Genomic DNA, 20,017 nt, shown 5'->3' with positions numbered 1-20,017 from the left:
GCGGCAACCTGGGCTAGATTCGAGCCCCGCCGGTGCCGCACCCGTCGGCGGCGTCGCAGGAAGGGCTCGGGAACGGCGCATGCGCGACTTCGGGAACGCCGGGGCGGCCGCCCCGGCGACGGCGTCCGGACCGGTCATGTCGGGAGGGCTTGCCGACAGCGTCTTCGAGACGGCGAAACGGGACCCCGCCCTGCCGGTGGTCGCCCGCCGCAACGGTCCCCCGGACACGCCCTGGACCCAGGTGACGGCGGCCGAACTCCGCGACGAGGTGGTCGCTCTGGCCCGGGGACTCGTCGCCTCGGGCATCCGCCCCGGCAACCGCGTGGCCGTCATGGCGCGCACCCGCTACGAGTGGACCCTGTTCAGCTGCGCGCTCTGGGCGATCGGGGCCGAGGTCGTACCGATCTATCCGACGTCCTCGCACGAACAGGTCGAGTGGATCCTCAGGGACGCCACCTGTGTCGCGGTGGTGGTCGAGGACGAGCAGGGCATCATGACCGTCGGGTCGGTCTGCGCGTCCCTGCCCCAGCTGCGGCATGTGTGGCAGCTGGACTCCGGCGCACTGGAGAGCCTGGTGCTCCGGGGCCGTCCGGTGCCGGCCACCACGATCGACTCGCTCCGCCGCATCGTGCTGCCGGACTCCACCGCGGTCGTCGCCTACACCTCCGGCACGACCGGTCACCCCCGCGGCTGCGCCCTCAGCCACCGCAATCTGGCGAGCCCCTGTGACACGCTGCTGGCCGGCTGGGGGCACACCGGAGCGCCGCCCGGCGAACAGCCCGCCGTCCTCGCCTTCCTGCCGTTCTCCCATGTGTACGGGCTGATGATCCAGGGACTGTGTCTGCGCGGCGGACTGCTCATGGGCCATGAACCCGAGCTCACCGCGGAAGCCCTGGCGGCGGCGTTCCGGTCCTTCCGCCCCACCTATCTGTACGCGGTCCCGTTCGTCTTCGAGAAGCTGTACAAGAATTTCCTGCGCACGGCCCAGCAGGCGGGCCGTGGCGCCCTGTTCGAACGTGCCGTGCGCACGGCGCAGGACTACGCCCTGGCGGTGGAGCGGCACCGGATGGGAGCGGGGTCCGGCCCAGGTATCGATCTGAGGCTTCAGCACGCCCTGTACGACAAGGCGGTGTACCGGAAGCTGCGCGCCGCACTGGGCGGCCGGGTCTACGGCGCCGTCTCCGGCGGATCGCCGCTGAACCGTGAACTGGCCCTCTTCTACGCCGGTATCGGGATCTTCGTCCACGACGGATACGGACTCACCGAGACGGGTGGGGGCATCACCGCGCAGCCCGTCGGGCGGGAGAAGTCCGGCACCGTGGGGACCCCCCTGCCGGGGGTCGAGGTCCGGGTGGCCGAGGACGGCGAGATCCTGGTGCGCGGACCGTCGGTGTTCCAGGGGTACGTCAACGACGACGCCGCCACCCGTGCGACGCTGCGCGACGGCTGGCTGGCCACCGGCGACCTCGGGCATCTGGACTCCGACGGCTATCTGTCCATCACGGGCCGCAAGAAGGAGATCATCGTCACGAGCGGCGGCAAGAGCGTCGCCCCGGCGGCCCTGGAGGAGCGGCTGCGGGCGCATCCGCTCATCCACCAGGCCGTGGTCGTGGGCGACAACCGTCCCTGCGTGGGCGCCCTGATCACACTGGACCCGGACTTCGTGGCGCACTGGCGCGGCGGTCTTTCCACCCAGGGCGACACGGCGGGGCGGGAGGCACGGGAGGAGAACGCCCTGCGCCAGGAGATCACCCGGGCGGTGGCCGCGGCCAACACCACGGTGTCCCGGTCGGAATCCATCCGGGTCTTCCGGATCCTGCCCGAGCCCTTCGATGTCGCGAGCGGACTGCTGACGCCGTCGATGAAGCTCCGCCGGGACGCCGTCACACGCCGGTACGCGGTCGATATCGACGCCATGTACCAGTCCTCGTCGCGCGTCCCCCGGGAGCGGAGAGCGGAGGAGCCACCGGCCTGGGACGACTACGACGACGTGTTCCGCCGGGTGAGGTAGGCGGGCGGCGCGGCATGCGCCGGCGGGGGCCGCGGCCGGTGGAGTGCGCCGCCCCGGGTCGTCCGGATGCGCGGGCGGGGCGATACGGCGCATTCTTGCTGTGTTACCCGACCCGACGGCCCGTGACGAGGGCAGACCGATGCAAGGGAGCGCCGAGAGCGCGGACAGCACACCCGGCATGCCCACCGCCGTGCTGACCGGCGCCGTGGCGGACGCGATCCACGCCGCCGGCGGCCTGGTGGGCGGTATGTACCTCCGCTCGAGCACGCCAGAGGTGCTGCGCCTGGCCGTGCTCGCCGGGCTGCCCTCGAGCCTGTTCCGGCCCTGGTCACGGCTGCACCTGGACCGGCCGTTCCCCGTCGCGGACGCCTTCCGGCTCGGGGCTCCGGTGCTGCTGAGCGACGCCACGGAGACGATGCGGCGCTACCCCCAGCTGGCGGCCGGGCTGCCGTTCCGCTTCGGCTCGGTGTACGTGCCCGTGGTGGGTGCCACGACCACGTACGGCGTGCTCATGGTGCTGCGCCCCTCGGAGCAGGAGGCCGTCGAGGCGCTGCCCGACCTGGACCGGATGATGGCGACCGCGGAACGCCTCGCCGAGGCCCTCGGTGCCCTGGAGAAGGCCGGGAACCCGGTGGTCTGGGACGGCCCGCCGCTGTCCATGCGCCCCCCGGCCGCCGCCCGGCTCCGGGGCCGCATCGGGCACTTCGTCTGGGACCCGACCGAGGCGACGGTGACCGGGGACGACACCTTCCAGGAGCTGTCGGGGGGCGCCGTGGAGGACCTCGCCGGGTCGCCCGAGGCGCTCGCCGAGGCAGTGTCACCGGACGACGCGCGCCTGGTGCTGTCGGCGCTGCGCGAGACCGCGGGCGGCTGCCCGCCGACCCGTCCCCTGCGGGTGCGGGCCAAGGACGGCGGACAGCGGCTGCTGGAGTTCTGGACGGAGAACCCGGCACCGGGAGGGCCGCACCGCGTCGGCGGTCTCGTGGTCGATCCGGGACCGGGCCCCGCCGCGCAGGGTGCCACGGACCTGCTGCCCGACGGCGTGTTCGCCTTCGACCGGATGGGCCTGATCACCTACGTCAACCCGCGCGCCGGCGACCTGCTCGGCCGCTCGCCGCAGGAACTGGTCGGCCGGCACCTGTGGTACGCCCTGCCCTGGCTGGACCGGCCCGCGTACGAGGACCATCTGCGCGCGGCGCTGCTGGCTCCGGAGCCGGTGCATTTCCAGGTCCGCCGTCCCACGGCGGGTGCCGACGACGAGGGGGACGGCGACTGGCTCAGCCTTTCGGTCTATCCGGGCACGGATGTCCTGACCTGCCGGGTGATGCCGTTCGGTCACACCGCGGAGGCGACCTCGCTGAGCGCGACATCGACCGGAGCCGCGGACCATCTGAGCACATGGGACTCGCCGGCGCCGGTGTACCGTCCCGTCATCCTCGCGATCGCGCTGTCCGAGGCGGTGACCGCGCGCCAGGTGTCCGAAGTGGTGATGCGCGAGCTGCTGCCCACGTTCGGCGGACACCGGCTGGCCATCTACCTGCTGCAGGACCGGCATCTGTACCTCGCCTGGGAGACGGGCTTCCCGCCGGGGTACCTCTCCCAGTTCGACGGGGTGGGGCTGGACTCCAAACTGCCGGGGGTGGAGACGCTCACCACGGGCCGCCCCCTGTTCTTCGAGTCGATGCAGCAACTCGCGGCCGCCTTCCCGGGCATGCCGCTGGACACCACCCAGGGCTCCCGGGCCTTTCTGCCGCTGATCGCCTCCGGGCGGTCGGTCGGCGCCTGCGTCCTCGGCTTCGAGAGTCCCCGCACCTTCAGCGACCAGGAGCGCACGGTGCTCACCGCGCTGGCCGGGCTGATCGCGCAGGCCCTGGAGCGGGCACAGCGCTACGACTCCGAGGCCGCCCTCGCCCGCGGTCTTCAGGAGGCCCTGCTGCCCCACCGGCTGTCCACCCACCCGCAGGTGGAGACGGCGGGCTGTTATCTGCCCGGCACCCAGGGCATGGACGTGGGCGGCGACTGGTACGACGTCATCGAGGCCGGCGACGGCCTGGCCCTGGTCATCGGCGACGTCCAGGGGCACGGGGTGCAGGCCGCGGCCACCATGGGGCAACTGCGCAGCGCCGTCCGGGCGTTCGCGTTCGGCGACCACGCCCCGCACCAGGTGATGAGCGGCACCAACCGGCTTCTGATCGACCTCGACCCGGGCCAGTTCGCCAGCTGCTGCTATGTCCGGCTGGACCCGGTCACGGGGCACGCCCGGGCCGCGCGGGCCGGACATCCGCAGCCGCTGCTGCGCCATCCGGACGGCCGTACCGACGTCCTGGACCTGCCCGGCGGACTGGTGCTCGGGGTGGATCCCCAGGCCGGCTATCCGGTGACCCATCTGCGGCTGGAGCCCGGTGCCGTGCTGGCGCTGTACACTGACGGCCTGGTGGAGCGGCCGGAGGCCGACATCGACGAGGGGGTAGAGGCGCTGCGCGCCGAGCTGTCCCGCGCGAAGTACGGAACCCACCGCGGGGGCGGCCTGTCGCTCACGGGGATCGCGGACCGGCTCACCGAGCGGGCCCGGCACACGGCGGACCGCCCCGACGACATCGCGCTCCTCCTCGCGACCCGTCTCCATGGCACCGAGGGCATCGACGACGTCTTCGGGACCGAGAACGCCGGCGGTCTCGGCGAGGTATAGCGCGAACACGGCCGGGTGCGGCCCGGGTTGCGGTCCGCGATCCCCGCACCGACCGCGACGATCAGCCCGGGGAGCGGGTACTGATCACCCGTCACCTGGGCGGTTCGATGCGTACCGGTCGATGTCCCAGCCCACGCCGCGGCCCGCCACGCGGCTTCCGAGCGCCATCCGCATGCACGTACCGGCGCGCGGATCCGGGCCCGCGGTGATCCCGGACGCAGGCCACCGGACGGCGTTGGGATGATGTTGTCCGCAGGCCCGGCCGGATCGCCGCCGGCCTGACGTCGAGAGGCAGGAGACCCCCGTATGACCGCCGTTCGTGGAACGTCCGTGGACATCCCCACCCAGGACGGTACGGCCGACGCCTATCTGGCCTACCCGGACGATCAAAGCCCCCACCCCGCGGTCCTGCTCTACATGGACGCCTTCGGACTGCGCCCCGGTCTGAAGGCGATGGCCGACCGCCTGGCCGGGAACGGCTACACCGTGCTCGTCCCCAATCTCTACTACCGGCACGGGCGCGCGCCCGTCGTGGAAATGCCCGAGTTCATCGACACGTCCGAGCGGCCGGAGCTCTTCCAGCGGCTCATGCCGCTCATCCAGGAGCTGACGCCCGAGGTCGCCGACCGCGATGCCGACGCCTATCTGCGCTGGCTGGCCGACTGCCCGCAAGCCGCCGAGGGGCCGGTCGGCGTCACCGGCTACTGCATGGGTGCCCGGCTTTCCCTGCGCGCCGCCGGCACCCACCCGGAGCGCGTCGCCGCCGTGGCCGGCTTCCACGGCGGACGGCTGGCCACCGACTCCCCCGACAGCCCCCACCTGGTGGCCGACCGCATCACCGGGGAGGCCTACTTCGGCCACGCTGACCACGATGCCTCGCTGCCGCCGGAGCAGATCGAGCGGCTCGAGAAGACGCTGACGGAGGCGGGGGTGCGCCACCGGTGCGAGGTCTATCCCGACGCCCCGCACGGCTTCACCCAGGCCGACACCTCCCACTACAACGCCGAGGCGGCGGAACGCCACTGGACGGAACTGCTGGCCCTCCTGGACCGTGCCCTGTAGGCGCGGTCCAGGCGACGGGGTGAGGCGACCGCCCCGGCGGGACCCTTCGCGGCGCGCCGGGGCGGTCGCCCGCGTGCCCGTGCCCGGTCCGCCGAACCGGAGCCGGCCGGATCAGGCGGGCGGTACGACGGCCACCGGGCAGGGCGCGTGGTGCAGCAGCGCATGCGCCACCGAGCCGATGCGCGGACCCACGGGCCGGCTCGCGTGCCGTCCCACCACCACGAGCTGGGCGCCGGCGGCCGCGTCCAGCAGGACCTGGCCCGCGCTGCCCATCTCCACGTGCTCGGTCACCGGTACCTCCGGGAACCGCTCGCGCCAGGGCCGCAGCGCTTCCTCGAGCGCCTTGCGCTCGTACGGCTCCAGGCCGCCGGCCTCGTCGAGCAGCTTCAGCGAGGCGGGGCTGTAGGCGAACACGGGCGGCAGACTCCAGGCCTGTACGACGCGCACGCCCGTTCCCCGGGCGGCGGCGGTCGCGAAGGCGAACGCGAGCGCTGCCGTGCCGTCCTCCGGATCCCCGTGCCGGCCGACGACGATCTCCCGGCCCGCCGCCTCGGCCGTGGCCCGATCGTCCGAGCGCACGAGCACCACAGGCGTGGCGGACTCGGCGATCACCTGGCGGCCCACCGAGCCCAGCAGGAAGCCCACGAGGGCGCCGTGCCCGCGCGAGCCCAGCACGAGCAGCTCCGCCGCGGCCGCCTCCGCGACCAGCGTCCCGACCGGCCCGCCCTCGATGGCCTCGGCGGTCACGGCCAGCCCCGGATGCCGCGCGGCGAGCGTCGCCCGGGCCTCCTGTGCGATCCGCCGCGCCCATCCGGCCTGCGCCTCCCGGTCGGCGGCCGGGGCGAGGTCGTAGGACTGCCACTGCCAGGCGTGCACGATCCGCAGCGGCAGATCGCGCCGTACCGCCTCCCGGCCCGCCCAGGCCGCCGCGGCGGCGCTCTCCGGTGATCCGTCCACTCCCACGGTGACGGGGCGGGTCATACGGCTGCCTCCTCGTTCGCGCTCAGACGATCACACGCTACCGGCTTGGACGCTCACCGCGTTCCGAAGCGAAACCGCAGGACCGAACATACGATGGGCGAGAGCGAAGAGTTCGGGGTGGGAGACTCTATGGCACAGGCTGCCAGCGCGGCTGCACGGACCGTCATCCTGACCGTGGACGACGATCCCGGGGTGTCGCGTGCCGTGGCCCGTGATCTGCGGCGCCGCTACGGCGAGTCCTACCGCATCGTGCGGGCCGAGTCCGGTGAGAGCGCCCTGGAGGCGCTGCGGGAGCTGAAGCTGCGCGGCGATCTGGTGGCCGTGATCATGGCCGACTACCGGATGCCGGAGATGAACGGCATCGAGTTCCTGGAACTCGCCCTGGACGTCTACCCCGGTGCACGGCGGGTGCTGCTGACCGCGTACGCGGACACCAACGCGGCCATCGACGCGATCAATGTCATCGACCTCGACCACTACCTCCTCAAGCCGTGGGATCCGCCGGAGGAGAAGCTCTACCCGGTCCTGGACGATCTGCTGGAGGCCTGGCGGACATCCGACTACCGGCCGGTTCCCACCACCAAGGTGGTGGGGCACCGCTGGTCGGCCCGCTCCTCGCAGGTCCGCGAGTTCCTGGCCCGCAACCAGGTGCCCTATCGCTGGTACTCGGTCGACACCCCGGAGGGCAGACGGCTGCTGGGAGCGGCCGGTCAGGACGGGGAGCGGCTGCCGCTCGTCGTCACCCAGGACGGCACACCGCTGGTCGAGCCGGAGGACGCGGAGCTCGCGGCGCACGTGGGACTGGCCACGAACCCGACCGCCGAGTTCTACGACCTCGTGGTGATCGGCGGCGGGCCCGCCGGACTCGGGGCCGCGGTGTACGGGGCTTCGGAGGGGCTGCGGACGCTTCTCGTGGAGCGGTCCGCGACCGGCGGACAGGCCGGGCAGAGTTCCCGCATCGAGAACTACCTCGGCTTCCCCGACGGGGTGTCGGGCGCGCAGCTGACCGACCGGGCGCGACGGCAGGCGAAGAAGTTCGGCGCGGAGATCCTCACCGCGCGGGAGGTGGCCGCCCTGGAGGTCAACGGGGCCGCGCGGATCGTGCGGTTCTCGGACGGCCCCGCCATCTCCGCGCACAGCGTGATCCTGGCGACCGGTGTGTCCTACCGGCAGCTCGCGGCCCCGGGCCTCAGGGAGCTGACGGGGCGTGGGGTCTTCTACGGCGCGGCGTTGACGGAGGCGTCCTCCTGCACGGGCCAGAACGTGTACATCGTGGGCGGCGCCAACTCCGCGGGCCAGGCCGCGATGTACCTGTCCCGGAACTGCAAGTCGGTCACCCTGCTCGTACGCGGCGAGTCGCTGTCGGCGTCGATGTCGCACTATCTGGTCCAGCAGATCGCCGAGGCGCCCAACATCGTCGTGCGCACCGGCACCGTGGTGGAGTCGGCGCACGGCTGCGAGCACCTGGAGCAGCTGACGCTGCGGGACGTGAGAACAGGAGAGACCGAACTCGTCGACACGCCCTGGCTGTTCGTGTTCATCGGGGCGGCTCCGCTGACGGACTGGCTGGAGGGGACCGTGCTGCGCGACGACCACGGGTTCATCCTGACCGGCCCCGACATGACGAGCGACGGGAACCCCCCGCCGGACTGGGAACTGGACCGGCCCCCGTACCACCTGGAGACCAATGTCCCCGGTGTGTTCGTGGCGGGCGACGCGCGCGCCGAGTCCGCCAAGCGGGTCGCCTCCGCGGTGGGCGAGGGGGCGATGGCCGTGATGCTCGTCCACCGGTATCTGGAGCAGTCATGAACCCACAGCCCGGGAAGCGGACATGAGCGGCCGGCCGATGATGTGCGACATGGAGGAGCTCAAGACGCTCTTCCTGTTCGAGAAGCTGAGCGACGACCAGTTGGCGCGGCTGTGCAGGGAAGGCCGGGTGGAGCAGTTCGAGCCCGGCCCGGTGTACACCGAGGGCGAGCCCGCCACCTGCTTCTTCGTTCTCCTCGAAGGCACGGTCGTACTCTCGCGCCGGGTCGGCAACGACGACGTGGAGACCAACCGGACCTCGCAGCGCGGCGTGTACGCGGGCGCCTTCCAGGCGTATCTGGGCGACCGGGCGCGGGCGGGCCGGTACAACGCCTCGATGCGGGTCACCGAACCCTCGCGGTTCTTCGTCCTGCCCGCCGAGACGTTCGCCGGCGTCATGCGGGACTGGTTCCCGATGGCCGTGCATCTGCTGGAGGGGCTGTTCTTCGGCACCAAGAACATCCAGCAGGTCATCAACCAGCGGGAACGGCTGCTGGCGCTGGGCTCCCTGTCCGCCGGTCTCACCCACGAGCTCAACAACCCGGCGGCGGCGGCCGTGCGTGCCACGTCGGCGCTGCGCGAGCGGGTGGCCGGGATGCGGCACAAGCTGGGGGTGATCGCGGCCGGGCGGTATGAGCCGGAGGCGCTGCTGACGCTGGTGGACATCCAGGAGCGGACGGCGGAACAAGTCGCGAAGGCCGTCCCGCTCAGTCCCCTGGAGACATCCGACCGCGAGGACGCGGTCGGTGACTGGCTGGACGACCACGGCATCCAGGACGCCTGGCAGCTCGCACCGATCTTCGTGCAGGCCGGCCTCGACACCGACTGGCTGGACCAGGTCGCGGCGACGGTCCAGGAGGGGACCCTGGAGGGCGCGATCCGCTGGCTCAACTACACGGTCGAGACCGAGCTGCTGATGAACGAGATCGAGGACTCCACGACCCGGGTCTCCACCCTGGTGAACGCGGCGCGGCAGTACTCGCAGCTCGACCGGGCCCCGTACCAGGTCGCCGATGTGCACGAACTCCTCGACAGCACCCTGCTGATGCTCTCCGGGAAGATCGGGCCCCGGATCGCCGTGGTCAAGGACTACGACCGCACCCTGCCGAGCATCCCCGCCTACCCCGGCGAGCTGAACCAGGTGTGGACCAACCTCGTCGACAACGCGGTGTCGGCGATGAACGAGACGGGCGGGGACGGCACGCTGACCGTGCGGACCGCGCTCGACCGGGACCGGTTGCTGGTCGAGTTCCGCGACACGGGTCCCGGCGTGCCGCCGGAGATCCGCGACCGCATCTTCGACCCGTTCTTCACCACGAAGCCGGTCGGCCAGGGCACCGGGCTGGGGCTGGACATCTCCTGGCGCATCGTCGTCAACAAGCACCACGGCAGCCTTGACTTCAGCTCGCAGCCCGGGGACACACGGTTCCAGGTGCGCCTGCCGCTCAGCCCCGGGGAGTCCGACGTCCCGGAGCAGGACTCCGGCGCGCAGCCCGGTTCCGAGACACCAGTGGAGGCATCATGACCACAGCCAGCGGAATCGACCCCAGAGTCCCGCCCAGCGGCGCGGGTTGCGTGGAGTGTGACGAGGCGGGCGGATGGTGGGTCCATCTGCGGCGCTGCGCGCAGTGCGGGCACATCGGCTGCTGCGACGACTCCCCCGCCAAGCACGCGACGGCCCACTACCACGCCACCCGGCACCCGCTGATCCGCAGTTTCGAGCCGGGCGAGGACTGGTTCTGGGACTACACCACCTCCGAGCTGTACGAATCCGGACCCGAGCTGGCTCCGCCGGTCTACCACCCGGTCGACCAGCCGGTGCCGGGGCCCGCGGGCCGCGTCCCGGCGAACTGGGCGGAGACGCTCCGCCAGGAGCGGGCCTGACGGCCCGTCGGCAGCCGAGGATCCGGGGCTGCGGCGGGCCGGGGCGAGGCGGGCTTGCCGGCTGATGGCCGAGACCATGGGATGTGTCCGATGCGGCGGCACGGTGGCGCCCGACGGTGTCTGCCGGCACTGCGGTGTGCCGCAGCCGGCGTTCCGTGCGCATGTGGAGATCACGGTGGGCACCGACGCGGCCGGGGTCAGCGACCGGGGCCCCCGGCGGGAGGTCAACGCGGACGCCCTGACGCTGGCCGCCACCGGGCTGTGGACGGTCGGGGTGGTCTGTGGCGGGGTTTCCCTGTCACCGCGGCCGGACCGTGCGGCCCGGGTCGCCGCCGAGGCCGGGGCGGCGGCCCTGATCGCACGGTTGCGGGAGGGGGAGGTGCCCGAGGTGGCGCTCGCCGCGGCCGCCGGGCGCGCGGGCCGGGCGGTGAGCGCGCTGGCCGTGTCGCGGGACCGCGCACCCGCCTGTACGTTCGTCGCGGGCGTCGCCGGTCCGGCTGGGATCTGGAGCGCCTGGGTCGGTGACAGCCGGGCCTACTGGCTGCCCGGCGAGGGGCCCGGCCTGCTGATGTCCGAGGACGACACGGGCGAACACGACGCCCTCACCGCCTGGCTGGGCGCCGACGCCGGGCCGGTGACCGCGCAGGTCCGCGGCCACCGGCCCCGGGTGCCCGGCCGACTGTTGCTGTGCACGGACGGCCTGTGGCGGCACCTGCCGGACGCCACCGGGCTGCCGGCGGTGCTCGGGCGGCAGGGGCGCAACGTCCTGGCCGATGCGCGGACGCTGGTGAGCCGCGCCCTGGTCGCCGGCGGCGAGGACAATGTCACCGCCGCGGTCATCCGCGTGGTGCCCGCCCCTCCCGGGGGCTGAGGGGCGCCCGGTTGCGGCGCAGCGGGCCGCCCCCCAGGGGCACGGTGTGCCAGCGGGCGGTGAAGGTGCCGGCGCCGGGGGTGTCCGCGTCGAGGGTGCCGGTCACCGTGAGGCGGTGCGGTGTCTCCAGGAAGGCGACGTCGAGCCGCAGGGTGTCCGGGTCCGTCCAGCCGCCGCTCACGGCCGTGGGCAGGGGCGCCTCGTCGACGGCCCAGCCGGAGCGGGGAACACGCAGCACAAGGCGGTCGTCGCCCTCCACGAGCGTCACCGCCCAGCCGCCGTCCGAGCCCGAGATCTCGGCCGCGGTCAGGCTGGGCTGGTCGCCGCAGCGGCCGCCCCGGGGCGTGAGCCGGGCCCCTGACCAGCGCCCGGAGGCCGCCGTGGGCGCCGGGTCGGCGGCGACCGCGGGCAGGGCGAGATGGTCGAGGCGGTGCCGGAGCGCTTTGTCCTCGTCGGCGCGGCCCATGAGCGGGCCGGGGCCGAACGCGGGCAGCAGATGGCGCCACATCGCGTCGAGCAGCTTCTGCATCTCCCCGGTGGCGGCGGTCGTGGCGATCACGGCGTCGTGCCGGGGCAGGACGACGCAGAACTGGCCGTACGCCCCGTCGCCGCGGTATCCGTGCCGCGACATCCAGAACTGGAAGCCGTAACCCTGCTGCCAGTCGGACCGGGCACCCTCGGGGGTGCCGTCGGCGGTGGAGATGTGTGGGCGGGTCGCCTCGGCGATCCAGGACGACGGCAGCAGACGCCTGCCCTCCCAGACGCCGTCCTGGAGGTACAGCAGGCCCAGGCGGGCGATGGCGTCCGTGGTGGCGTGCAGTCCGCTGAAGCCGAGGTCGCGGCCCCGGGGATGCTGGATCCAGGCGACCTGGCCGATGCCGAGCGGATCGAGGATCCGCGGGCGCAGATACTCGGTGAGCGACTGGCCCGAGCAGCGCTGGACGATGGCGGCCAGGGTGTAGGTCGCGGGCTGGTTGTAGGCGAAGACGGTGCCGGGGTCCCGGTCGGGTGGGACCAGCAGAAAGCCGCGCACGGGTTCGGCCCGGTCGGTGCCGAACGCCCTGTCGTAGGTCTCGGCGAGGTGCCCGCTCGCCATGGACGCGACGTGCCGGACCCGCATGGCGCGGCTGCGCGCGTCGGTGATGTCCGCCGCGAATTCCGGGAAGTACGAGATCACGGGCGCGTCGAGGTCGAGGAGCCCCTCGGCGGCGGCGACCCCGGCGGCCGTCGAGGCGAAGCTCTTGCTGAGCGAGTACAGCAGATGCAGGCGGTCCGCGGTGTAGGGCGCCCACCAGCCGGAGGCCACCAGGCGTCCGTGACGAAGGATCATCAGGCTGTGCGGCTCGATGTCCGGTGCCGCCTCCACCGCGTCGAGGAACGCATGGATCCCGCGGGCGTCGACCCCCTGCTCGGCGGGCGTGCTGACGGGCAACGGACGGGCGCTCATCCGGCGGGCCTCCTGGCGGTCGCGGGTGGTGGGCACGGCTGCGGTTCGCCGTGTCCGCCCTCCTTGCTGTATGCGCCATCCTTACGGTCCCGGTCGGGACATGTCCATGATCCCGACGGGCAGGGATCCGACGGGCACGGATCTGACGGGAAATGATTGTAGGGTGAGGCGGCTCCGCCGTCCCGTTTCCGTGTCCTGCGACCGGGAACCCGCCTGCTTATGGTGCAAATCGGATACACGATGATGACCGAGCAGGCGGGCCCGCGTGCGCTCGTCGACCATGTGGTATGGGCCGAGGAGGCCGGCTTCGACTTCTCCGTGACCTCCGACCACTACTTCCCGTGGCTGCGGGAGCAAGGGCACTCGCCGTACGCGTGGAGTGTGCTGGGCGCCGCCGCGCAGGCCACCTCACGGATCCCGCTGATGACGTATGTGACCTGCCCCAGCGTGCGTTACCACCCGGCGGTGGTGGCCCAGAAGGCCGCCACGATGCAACTGCTGTCCCAGGGCAGGTTCCGGCTGGGTCTCGGTTCCGGTGAGAACCTCAACGAGCATGTGGTGGGCCGTGGCTGGCCCTCGATCGAGGTCCGGCACGAGATGCTCGAGGAGGCGGTCGGCATCATCCGCGATCTGTTCGGTGGCGGCCATATCAGCCGCCGCGGCAGGCACTTCGACGTGGACTCGGCCCGGCTGTGGGACCTGCCGGACGAGCCGCCGCCGATCGGTGTCGCCGTCTCCGGCGAGCGGTCCTGCGCCCTGGCCGGCCGGCTGGCGGACCTCGTCATCGCCACCGAGCCGAAGCGGGAACTCCTCGTCTCCTTCGACCGGCACGGCGGCGAGGGCAAGCCCCGGGTGGGGCAGCTGCCCGTGTGCTACGACCGCGACCGGGACGCCGCGGTACGGCGGGCGCACGAGCAGTTCCGCTGGTTCGGCGGCGGCTGGAAGGTCAACTCCGAGCTGCCGCATCCGGATTCGTTCGCGTCGGCCACGCAGTACGTCAGGCCAGAGGACGTGGCCTCCTCGATCCCGTGCGGCGACGACCCGGCGGACTTCGTCGAGGCCGTACGGCCCTACGCCGAGGCCGGGTTCACGGAGATCGCGCTCGTCCAGATCGGCGGCGACACACAGACCGAGTTCATCGAGTGGTCGGCCAAGGAACTGCTGCCCGCGCTGCGGGAGGCTCTGCGCTGAGCCGGGCAACAGGGGTGCCCCCAGGGCTGCGTTGACCGTACACCACCATAATGAGCGGGTGATCGACTCTTCCCCCACCGCCCTCCCACCGTCCGAACAGCGCGTGCCCGTCGTCATCGTCGGCGCGGGACCGGCCGGGCTGACCCTTGCCAACATCCTGCGAGACGCCTCCGTCGGCTGTGTCGTCCTGGAGGCCGAGAGCCGGGAGTTCATCGAACGGCGGCCCCGGGCGGGGTTCCTGGAGGAGTGGGCGGTACGGGCCCTGGAGCGGCACGGGCTCGCCGGGGGACTGCTGGAACGGGCGTCCACGCACAGCACCTGCGAGTTCCGCATCGACGGTGAACGGCACCGCTTCCCGTACACGGACATCTCCGGCCACCACCACTTCGTCTACCCGCAGCCGCTGCTCGTGACCGACCTGGTGCGGGAGTACACGGACGTCAAGGGCGGGGACATACGGTTCCGGGTGCGGGAGGTGGAGCTGCACGGCATCGACACCGAGCGGCCGTCGGTGTCGTACACGGATCCGGACTCGGGGGCGCGCCGCCGGATCGACTGCGCCATCGTCGCCGGGTGCGACGGGGCCCGCGGCGTCACCCGGTCCGCGCTGCCGACGGAGCGCGCACACCTCGCGCGGCTCGACTACGGGGTCGGCTGGCTGGCGCTGCTCGCTCAGGCGCCGCCGTCGTCGGACTGCGTCGTCTTCGGGATCCATCCGCGCGGTTTCGCCGCCCATATGGCCCGCAGTCCCGAGGTCACCCGCTACTACCTGCAGTGCCCGCCCGGCGACGACCCGGAGAACTGGCCGGACGACCGCGTCTGGTCCGAGCTGCACACCCGGCTGGCCGCGACCGGGGCGACGCCGCTGACGGAGGGCCGGCTGATCGAGAAGCGGGTGCTCGACATGCACAACCATGTGGTGCAGCCGATGGCCTACGGCAGGCTGTTCCTCGCGGGCGACGCCGCCCACCTCGTCGCCCCGATCGCCGCGAAGGGCATGAATCTCGCCCTGCACGACGCGCTGCTGCTCGCCGACGCGCTGATCGCGTACCACCGTAAGGGCGACGCCGGTGGACTGCGCGGCTACTCGGCGGCCTGTCTGCGCCGGGTGTGGGAGTACCAGGAGTTCTCGGAGTGGTTCGCCGAGCTGCTGCACGGCCCCTCGTCCGGCGATCCGTTCCGCGCGGGCAATGCGACGGCCCGACTGCGGCGACTGTTCCACTCGCCCGCGGCGGCGGCCGCGTTCGCCGAGTCGTACATCGGATCGACGGCCTCCCGTAACCCACAGTAACCTACTGGCCAGTAGTCGACGCAGAGCGTTCTCGCACGTGTGCATGGGTGTTCAAGCCGCACACACGGGCCGCGAGAAATCCGGTGCGAAGAAATCCCCTTTCTTTGAACACCCACCGTCACGCCCGCCGTACATCCGGGAAACCGGAGAGTCTGGTGCGCAGCAAGGGGTGACGATGGACCACGGGCAGGTCTCCGCCAAGGAGTTGATTGCCGGTCGGTACCGCACGCTCGCGGTCGTCCATCAGGAGGAGGGACGGACCGTCGGGCTCGGCGAGGACGTCGAGTTCGAGCGGCCGGTCACGCTCATAGGGTCACGGCTCGCCCCCTCGACGCCCGAGGCCGGCGCGCGCCGCACGGTCGCCCGCATACTGCGCGACTCGGAGGCGATGCAAGCGCTGTGCCCGGAGGGAGTCGCCGCTGTCCTCGACGTGATCGAGGACAACGGTGTCCTGTGGGCCGTGACGGAACGCGTCGAGGGCACGCCCCTGGGCGAGATCCTGACCCGAGGGCCCCTCAACTACGTGCGGGCGGCGCGGATCGGTCTCGGCATTCTCGATGTGCTGGAGGCCGCCCACCGCAGGGGCTTGACCCACGGCGACCTGAGCCCCGGCCAGGTGTTCGTGCGGGAGGACGGCGGTGTCGTGGTGACCGGGTTCGGGCTGATCGGCGCGTCCGTCACCCAGCGGGTCACCGCGCCCTCGTATGCCTCCCCCGAACAGGCACGCGGGACGAGCGCCGGCCCGGCGGCCGACCAGTGGGCGGTGGGCGCGCTCCTGTACGCGATGACGGAGGGGCGGCCGCCGGTCAAGGACCGGGGCACGGTCGAGGCGACCCTGCGCGCGGTGGACCGGCTGCCGTTGCGCGCGCCGGCGAAGTCCGGCCCTCTGACGCCGGCCGTCACGGGGCTGCTGCGCCGGGACGCCCTGGAGCGGGTGCCGGAGGTGGTGGTCCGTGCGTCGCTGGCGCGCGTCCTGAGCGGAGACACGGCGGCCTCCGGCCCACAGGCGCCGGCGACCGGCCCCAGCGGTGCCCGGCTGGTCGCGCACCGGGCCGGACGGGCCTGGAGCAGACCGGCCGTGCGCCGGTCCGCACTGGCGGGGGCGGGACTGGTGGTCGTTGCCTCGTCGGTCGCCGTCCTGGCCACGGCGGGCCACTACGGCAGCATCCCCTCCGCCGGTGCGGAGCCCTCCCGTTCCGGCCCGCCGGCCGTCTCGGCGGGCCCGTCCGGCGACGGCTCCGGCCGCTCGCTCCCCACCGAGACCGGCAGGACGGCGACCGCGTCCCCCTCCTCCTCCCCTTCGCCGACAGCCCCCGGTGATCCGCACGCGGACTTCGAACGCTTCGTCGCCGCCGAGGGCTTCTCCGTCGACCTGCCACGAGGATGGAAGCGCCTCAGCACGACCCCGGCCGCCGAGGACACCTACCGGGTGACGTTCGGCTCGGGCAAGGACCCGCGCACGCTGACCGTCACCGCCGGCGTGCGCCTCGGCCGGAATCCGGTCGCGGCGTGGCAGAACCTGGAGACGTCCCTGCGGAGCACGGACGACGACTTCACGCGGGTGGGCACCATCCGCGCCGTCACGTACCAGGGTTACCAGGGCGCCGACATGGTGTGGCTGTCCACGGTCGACGGCGTCCGGGTGCGCACCTTCGGCCGTGGCTTCCTCACCGGAGGCGGCCGCGGATTCTCCCTGCGCTGGACAACCCCCGCCGCCGGCACCGACAGCGCCGCCGACCAGCAGGCCCTGGACGTGATCCTGCGCACCTTCCGGGCGACGGCGGGCTGACGGCGGGCCCGCCGGGCCCGAGGCCCCACGCCCGCTCCGATGCACGGCGGAGCGGGTCGTCACCGACGGCCCTCGGGGGAACGGCGGTCCGACGGCCGCTGGGCGAGCCACAGGCCGACCGCCTCGGCGATCTCCTGCCCGGTCTCCAGTTCGATGAAGCCGAACTGGCCGCCCTGATTGCACTCGAGGAACCACCACAGCCCGTCCTCGTCCTCGGCGAAGTCGAAGGCCGCATAGGCGAGTCCGGACAGCGCCAGATACTCCTGCACCGACGTCACGACGCGCTCCGGCACCGCCGTGGCCTCCCAGGAGTACCCGGTGTCGCCGTACCGGCCGTCGATCTGGTCCGGCGCGGCCCTCTTGCGTGCGCCGAACAGGCGGGGGCCGACACAGGTCAGCCGGATGTCGGCGCGCTTGGGGACGTAGCGCTGGAGCAGCACGGGGCCCGCCGCCACGGCGGAGAAGTCGGTGTCGGGTCCGATGAGCGTGGTGGGCAACGCCAGTTCCGGGTCGCCCGGCGGCGGCCCCGAGGCGGACTTCACCACCACCTCCCGGTACTCCTCGGCGAACCGCTGGGCGACGCGGGGGGCGGTGGTGATCAGGGTGGGCGGCACGGCGAAGCCGCTGAGGTGGGCGACCCGCAGCTGCCACGGCTTGTAGCGGGCCTGGTCGGCGTTGCGGGGATGGTTCATCCAGCGGGTCGGGGCCGAGAGCAGCATGCCGTACAGGGCCTGCCGCGTCTCGGCGGTCAGCCACCGGGAGGCGTGTGCCGCGTGGGCGGCGGGTTCCCCCGGCCTGCGCACCCACACCGAGCGCAGCCCGCCCATGCTCAGCACATGCCCGTTGACCGAGAGATGGCCGTCGAAGTCACCGTGGGCGTAGTCGGCGGCCAGGACCGCCTTGCCGGGGAGGTCGGCGGGATCCAGGCGCATCACGGGAACGCCCCGTTGCAGCAGCACGGCCACCACCAAGTCCGCGGTCACGTCCTGCTCCGACGTGAGGATGAGGACCGTCATCCGGATGCGGGCCGTCAGTCGTCGAAGTGCGTCTGGGAGCCGGCGGTGGACGTCGTCGTCCCGGCCGCGTGGAGCAGCGCCCGGTCGCTCACGGCGGGCCGGCCGTCGGGCAGCACGTTCAACTGCCGGGAGGTGTCGAAGCGATACGGCGTCACCACAGCCGGAATCCCGCGTGGCACGGCGTAGTTGAGGGTGAACGGTCGCACGAAAAACCTCCATGTGCCAAAGGTGTCTCTTCGCAACTCTTTACGTCCTCCTCGCGTAAGGAATTCATCACTTTCCGCCACATCAGGGTGAAGGTCATCACATTGTCAGGACCTGGCCGGCGCCCTCCGGAGAACTCCTCGGCAAGCCGGATGCGTGCTGTCGGTGGGCTCGGCAACAATGCGGGGTAAAGATCATCTCGCTCCGGGCGGGACGACCGCCAGCCCATGCCCCGAAAGGCAGACCGACCATGACGCGCCCTCGGCTCAGTGCCCGTGCTGCCGAAGTGCTGCGCCTGATCATGGACCAGCGCATACCGGTCTTCCTCACCGTCCACGCCAACGGGCGCCGTCGCTACGGCTGTTGGCAGTCGGGCGGCCGTCATACGGCACTGCCCACCGACGAGTGCGAGGCGCTGCTCGTGGCCGGACGGATCGTGCTCGGGGATCCCGTGGTGGACCGGGCCAAGACCACCTACCGGGTACGGGCCGCCGCACGGGGCACGACCCGCGCCGGCCGCTCCGCCCTGACGGCGTGACTCCTGCCCTCGGCTGCATGAGGCGCTGATCACGCGGCGGCCTGACGGCATGTCATCTTGCCGGTCCGGGCCGCTCGACCGGCGGTCACCGACCGGTCTGCCGCGTGGTTCCTACCAGCGGTCCTCCACCTGCTCCCTGATCCGCAGCTCGTAGAGGTCACCGATCGCGTCGAGTGTCTCCCGCGACAGCGCGGGAAGCTTCGCGACCGCCGCGTTGGCGCGGGCCTGGTGGGCCGAACGGGCCCCGGGGATCACCGTGGTCACACCGGGCTGCCGGATGATCCAGGCGAGCGCCAGCTGAGCCGGCGTGAAGCCCTCGGGGGTGAGCGCGGCGAACTCCGCCGCCGCGTCCACGCCGGTCGCGTAGTCCACGCCGGAAAAGGTCTCGCCCTGGTCGAAGGCCTCGCCGTGCCGGTTGAACGAGCGATGGTCGTTGACGGCGAAGACCGTGTCCTTGGTGTACTTCCCCGACAGCAGGCCGGAGGCCAGCGGCACCCGGGCGATGATGCCCACGCCCGCCTCCCGCGCGGCCGGCAGGACCTCGCGCAGAGGTTTCATCCGGAACGGGTTGAGGATGATCTGCACGCTCGCCACATTCGGGCGGGCGATCGCGGTCAGCGCCTCGGCGCATGTCTCGACGCTCACCCCGTACGCGGCGACACGGTCCTCCTCGACCAGTGTGTCGAGGGCGTCGTACACCTCGTCGGAGGAGTAGACGGGCGTCGGCGGGCAGTGGAGCTGCACCAGGTCGATGCAGTCGACGCCGAGATTGCGCCGGGAACGGTCGTTCCAGGCGCGGAAGTTGTCCAGGACGTAGTTCTGCGGGATCTGGTCGACGCGGCGCCCCATCTTGGTCGCCACCAGCACATGCAGGTCGGGCCTGCCGAGCAGGACGGCGGCGATGGTCTGCTCGCTGCGCCCGTCGCCGTACACATCGGCGGTGTCGAAGAACGTCACGCCGGACTCGGCCGCCGCCTCCAGCACCTCGTGAGCGGTCGTGTCGTCGACGTCACCCCAGTCCGCGCCCAGTTGCCAGGTGCCGAGGCCGATGACCGACGCGTGCTGCCCCGACCTGCGGAATTCTCGTTCCTCCATGTGGCCAGTGTGTCATCCGGTCCCGCCCGCGCAGGGGACGCCCGATCCTGCGCGCCGTACACGCCCGCTCCCCGGGTGAGGGGCGCCGCCCGAAGCGGCTCCGGCGGGCGGACTAGATTGGGCGCACCGACCGAGGAGACGC

The 20,017-nt window shown here is 72.5% G+C and carries 16 protein-coding genes; 11 read left to right on the top strand and 5 right to left on the bottom strand.

Features of this window, described 5'->3' with window-relative positions; translation table 11 throughout:
- Nucleotides 1–79: 79 nt before the first annotated feature.
- The 3 genes from ACIP94_RS24280 to ACIP94_RS24270 all read left to right on the top strand — a co-directional run bounded on the left by ACIP94_RS24280 (nt 80) and on the right by ACIP94_RS24270 (nt 5,762).
- Nucleotides 80–2,011, top strand: a complete 1,932-nt coding sequence (locus ACIP94_RS24280; RefSeq protein ID WP_402429280.1) for an AMP-dependent synthetase/ligase — start codon at nt 80–82, stop codon at nt 2,009–2,011.
- A 139-nt stretch (nt 2,012–2,150) separates the two neighbouring features.
- Nucleotides 2,151–4,700 carry a SpoIIE family protein phosphatase gene (locus ACIP94_RS24275; RefSeq protein WP_402429277.1) on the top strand — a complete coding sequence of 850 codons (2,550 nt, stop codon included), beginning with the start codon at nt 2,151–2,153 and terminating at the stop codon, nt 4,698–4,700.
- A gap of 306 nt (nt 4,701–5,006) precedes the next feature.
- The gene (locus tag ACIP94_RS24270) at nt 5,007–5,762 is read left to right on the top strand and encodes a dienelactone hydrolase family protein (RefSeq protein ID WP_402429274.1); all 756 of its coding nucleotides are present in this window, start codon (nt 5,007–5,009) and stop codon (nt 5,760–5,762) included.
- Between the two features lie 111 nt (nt 5,763–5,873).
- On the opposite strand, the gene ACIP94_RS24265 is transcribed toward ACIP94_RS24270, so the two are convergent.
- Nucleotides 5,874–6,743, bottom strand: a complete 870-nt coding sequence (locus tag ACIP94_RS24265; RefSeq protein ID WP_402429271.1) for a universal stress protein — start codon at nt 6,741–6,743, stop codon at nt 5,874–5,876.
- Nucleotides 6,744–6,872: 129 nt separating this feature from the next.
- Here ACIP94_RS24265 and ACIP94_RS24260 point away from each other — a divergent pair, with 129 nt between their 5' ends.
- The 4 genes from ACIP94_RS24260 to ACIP94_RS24245 all read left to right on the top strand — a co-directional run bounded on the left by ACIP94_RS24260 (nt 6,873) and on the right by ACIP94_RS24245 (nt 11,304).
- Nucleotides 6,873–8,552, top strand: coding sequence for an FAD-dependent oxidoreductase (locus tag ACIP94_RS24260; RefSeq protein WP_402429268.1), 1,680 nt, complete (start codon nt 6,873–6,875; stop codon nt 8,550–8,552).
- 22 nt (nt 8,553–8,574) lie between these two features.
- Complete coding sequence (locus ACIP94_RS24255) at nt 8,575–10,074, top strand: ATP-binding protein (RefSeq protein ID WP_402429266.1); 1,500 nt, start codon at nt 8,575–8,577, stop codon at nt 10,072–10,074.
- Nucleotides 10,071–10,433: a UBP-type zinc finger domain-containing protein gene (locus ACIP94_RS24250; protein ID WP_402429263.1), complete on the top strand. Its 363-nt coding sequence runs from the start codon at nt 10,071–10,073 to the stop codon at nt 10,431–10,433. The genes ACIP94_RS24255 and ACIP94_RS24250 overlap by 4 nt, the downstream gene beginning before the upstream one ends.
- A gap of 76 nt (nt 10,434–10,509) precedes the next feature.
- Nucleotides 10,510–11,304 carry a PP2C family protein-serine/threonine phosphatase gene (locus ACIP94_RS24245; protein ID WP_402429260.1) on the top strand — a complete coding sequence of 265 codons (795 nt, stop codon included), beginning with the start codon at nt 10,510–10,512 and terminating at the stop codon, nt 11,302–11,304.
- Here the strand turns inward: ACIP94_RS24245 and ACIP94_RS24240 are convergent.
- Nucleotides 11,270–12,751: a serine hydrolase domain-containing protein gene (locus ACIP94_RS24240; RefSeq protein WP_402429257.1), complete on the bottom strand. Its 1,482-nt coding sequence runs from the start codon at nt 12,749–12,751 to the stop codon at nt 11,270–11,272. The two genes, ACIP94_RS24245 and ACIP94_RS24240, sit on opposite strands and share 35 nt — an antisense overlap.
- Nucleotides 12,752–12,970: 219 nt before the next feature.
- On the opposite strand from ACIP94_RS24240, the gene ACIP94_RS24235 reads away from it, so the two are divergent.
- The 3 genes from ACIP94_RS24235 (at nt 12,971) to ACIP94_RS24225 (ending at nt 17,022) form a co-directional block, all read left to right on the top strand.
- The gene (locus ACIP94_RS24235; RefSeq protein WP_402429254.1) at nt 12,971–13,942 is read left to right on the top strand and encodes an LLM class F420-dependent oxidoreductase; all 972 of its coding nucleotides are present in this window, start codon (nt 12,971–12,973) and stop codon (nt 13,940–13,942) included.
- 58 nt (nt 13,943–14,000) lie between these two features.
- Nucleotides 14,001–15,233 carry a 4-hydroxybenzoate 3-monooxygenase gene (locus ACIP94_RS24230; RefSeq protein ID WP_402429252.1) on the top strand — a complete coding sequence of 411 codons (1,233 nt, stop codon included), beginning with the start codon at nt 14,001–14,003 and terminating at the stop codon, nt 15,231–15,233.
- A 175-nt stretch (nt 15,234–15,408) separates the two neighbouring features.
- The gene (locus tag ACIP94_RS24225) at nt 15,409–17,022 is read left to right on the top strand and encodes a serine/threonine protein kinase (RefSeq protein WP_402429249.1); all 1,614 of its coding nucleotides are present in this window, start codon (nt 15,409–15,411) and stop codon (nt 17,020–17,022) included.
- Nucleotides 17,023–17,081: 59 nt separating this feature from the next.
- Here ACIP94_RS24225 and ACIP94_RS24220 read toward each other — a convergent pair whose 3' ends face one another.
- Both ACIP94_RS24220 and tgmA read right to left on the bottom strand, forming a co-directional pair.
- A complete protein-coding gene (locus ACIP94_RS24220; RefSeq protein ID WP_402429246.1) occupies nt 17,082–18,038 on the bottom strand; it encodes an MvdC/MvdD family ATP grasp protein in 957 nt (318 codons plus the stop codon).
- Between the two features lie 14 nt (nt 18,039–18,052).
- Nucleotides 18,053–18,244, bottom strand: a complete 192-nt coding sequence (tgmA, locus tag ACIP94_RS24215; protein ID WP_402429243.1) for a putative ATP-grasp-modified RiPP — start codon at nt 18,242–18,244, stop codon at nt 18,053–18,055.
- 248 nt (nt 18,245–18,492) lie between these two features.
- Between tgmA and ACIP94_RS24210 the strand changes: the two genes are divergently transcribed.
- Nucleotides 18,493–18,780 carry a hypothetical protein gene (locus ACIP94_RS24210; protein ID WP_402429240.1) on the top strand — a complete coding sequence of 96 codons (288 nt, stop codon included), beginning with the start codon at nt 18,493–18,495 and terminating at the stop codon, nt 18,778–18,780.
- Nucleotides 18,781–18,891: 111 nt separating this feature from the next.
- On the opposite strand, the gene ACIP94_RS24205 is transcribed toward ACIP94_RS24210, so the two are convergent.
- On the bottom strand, nt 18,892–19,875 hold the full coding sequence (locus ACIP94_RS24205) for an aldo/keto reductase (RefSeq protein WP_402429237.1): 984 nt from the start codon (nt 19,873–19,875) through the stop codon (nt 18,892–18,894).
- Between the last annotated feature and the right edge of the window lie 142 nt (nt 19,876–20,017).

This window comes from Streptomyces sp. NPDC093261 (assembly GCF_044753645.1).
In the GTDB taxonomy this organism is placed as follows: Bacteria; Actinomycetota; Actinomycetes; order Streptomycetales; family Streptomycetaceae; genus Streptomyces.
This window is presented reverse-complemented; position numbering and strand designations above follow the sequence as displayed.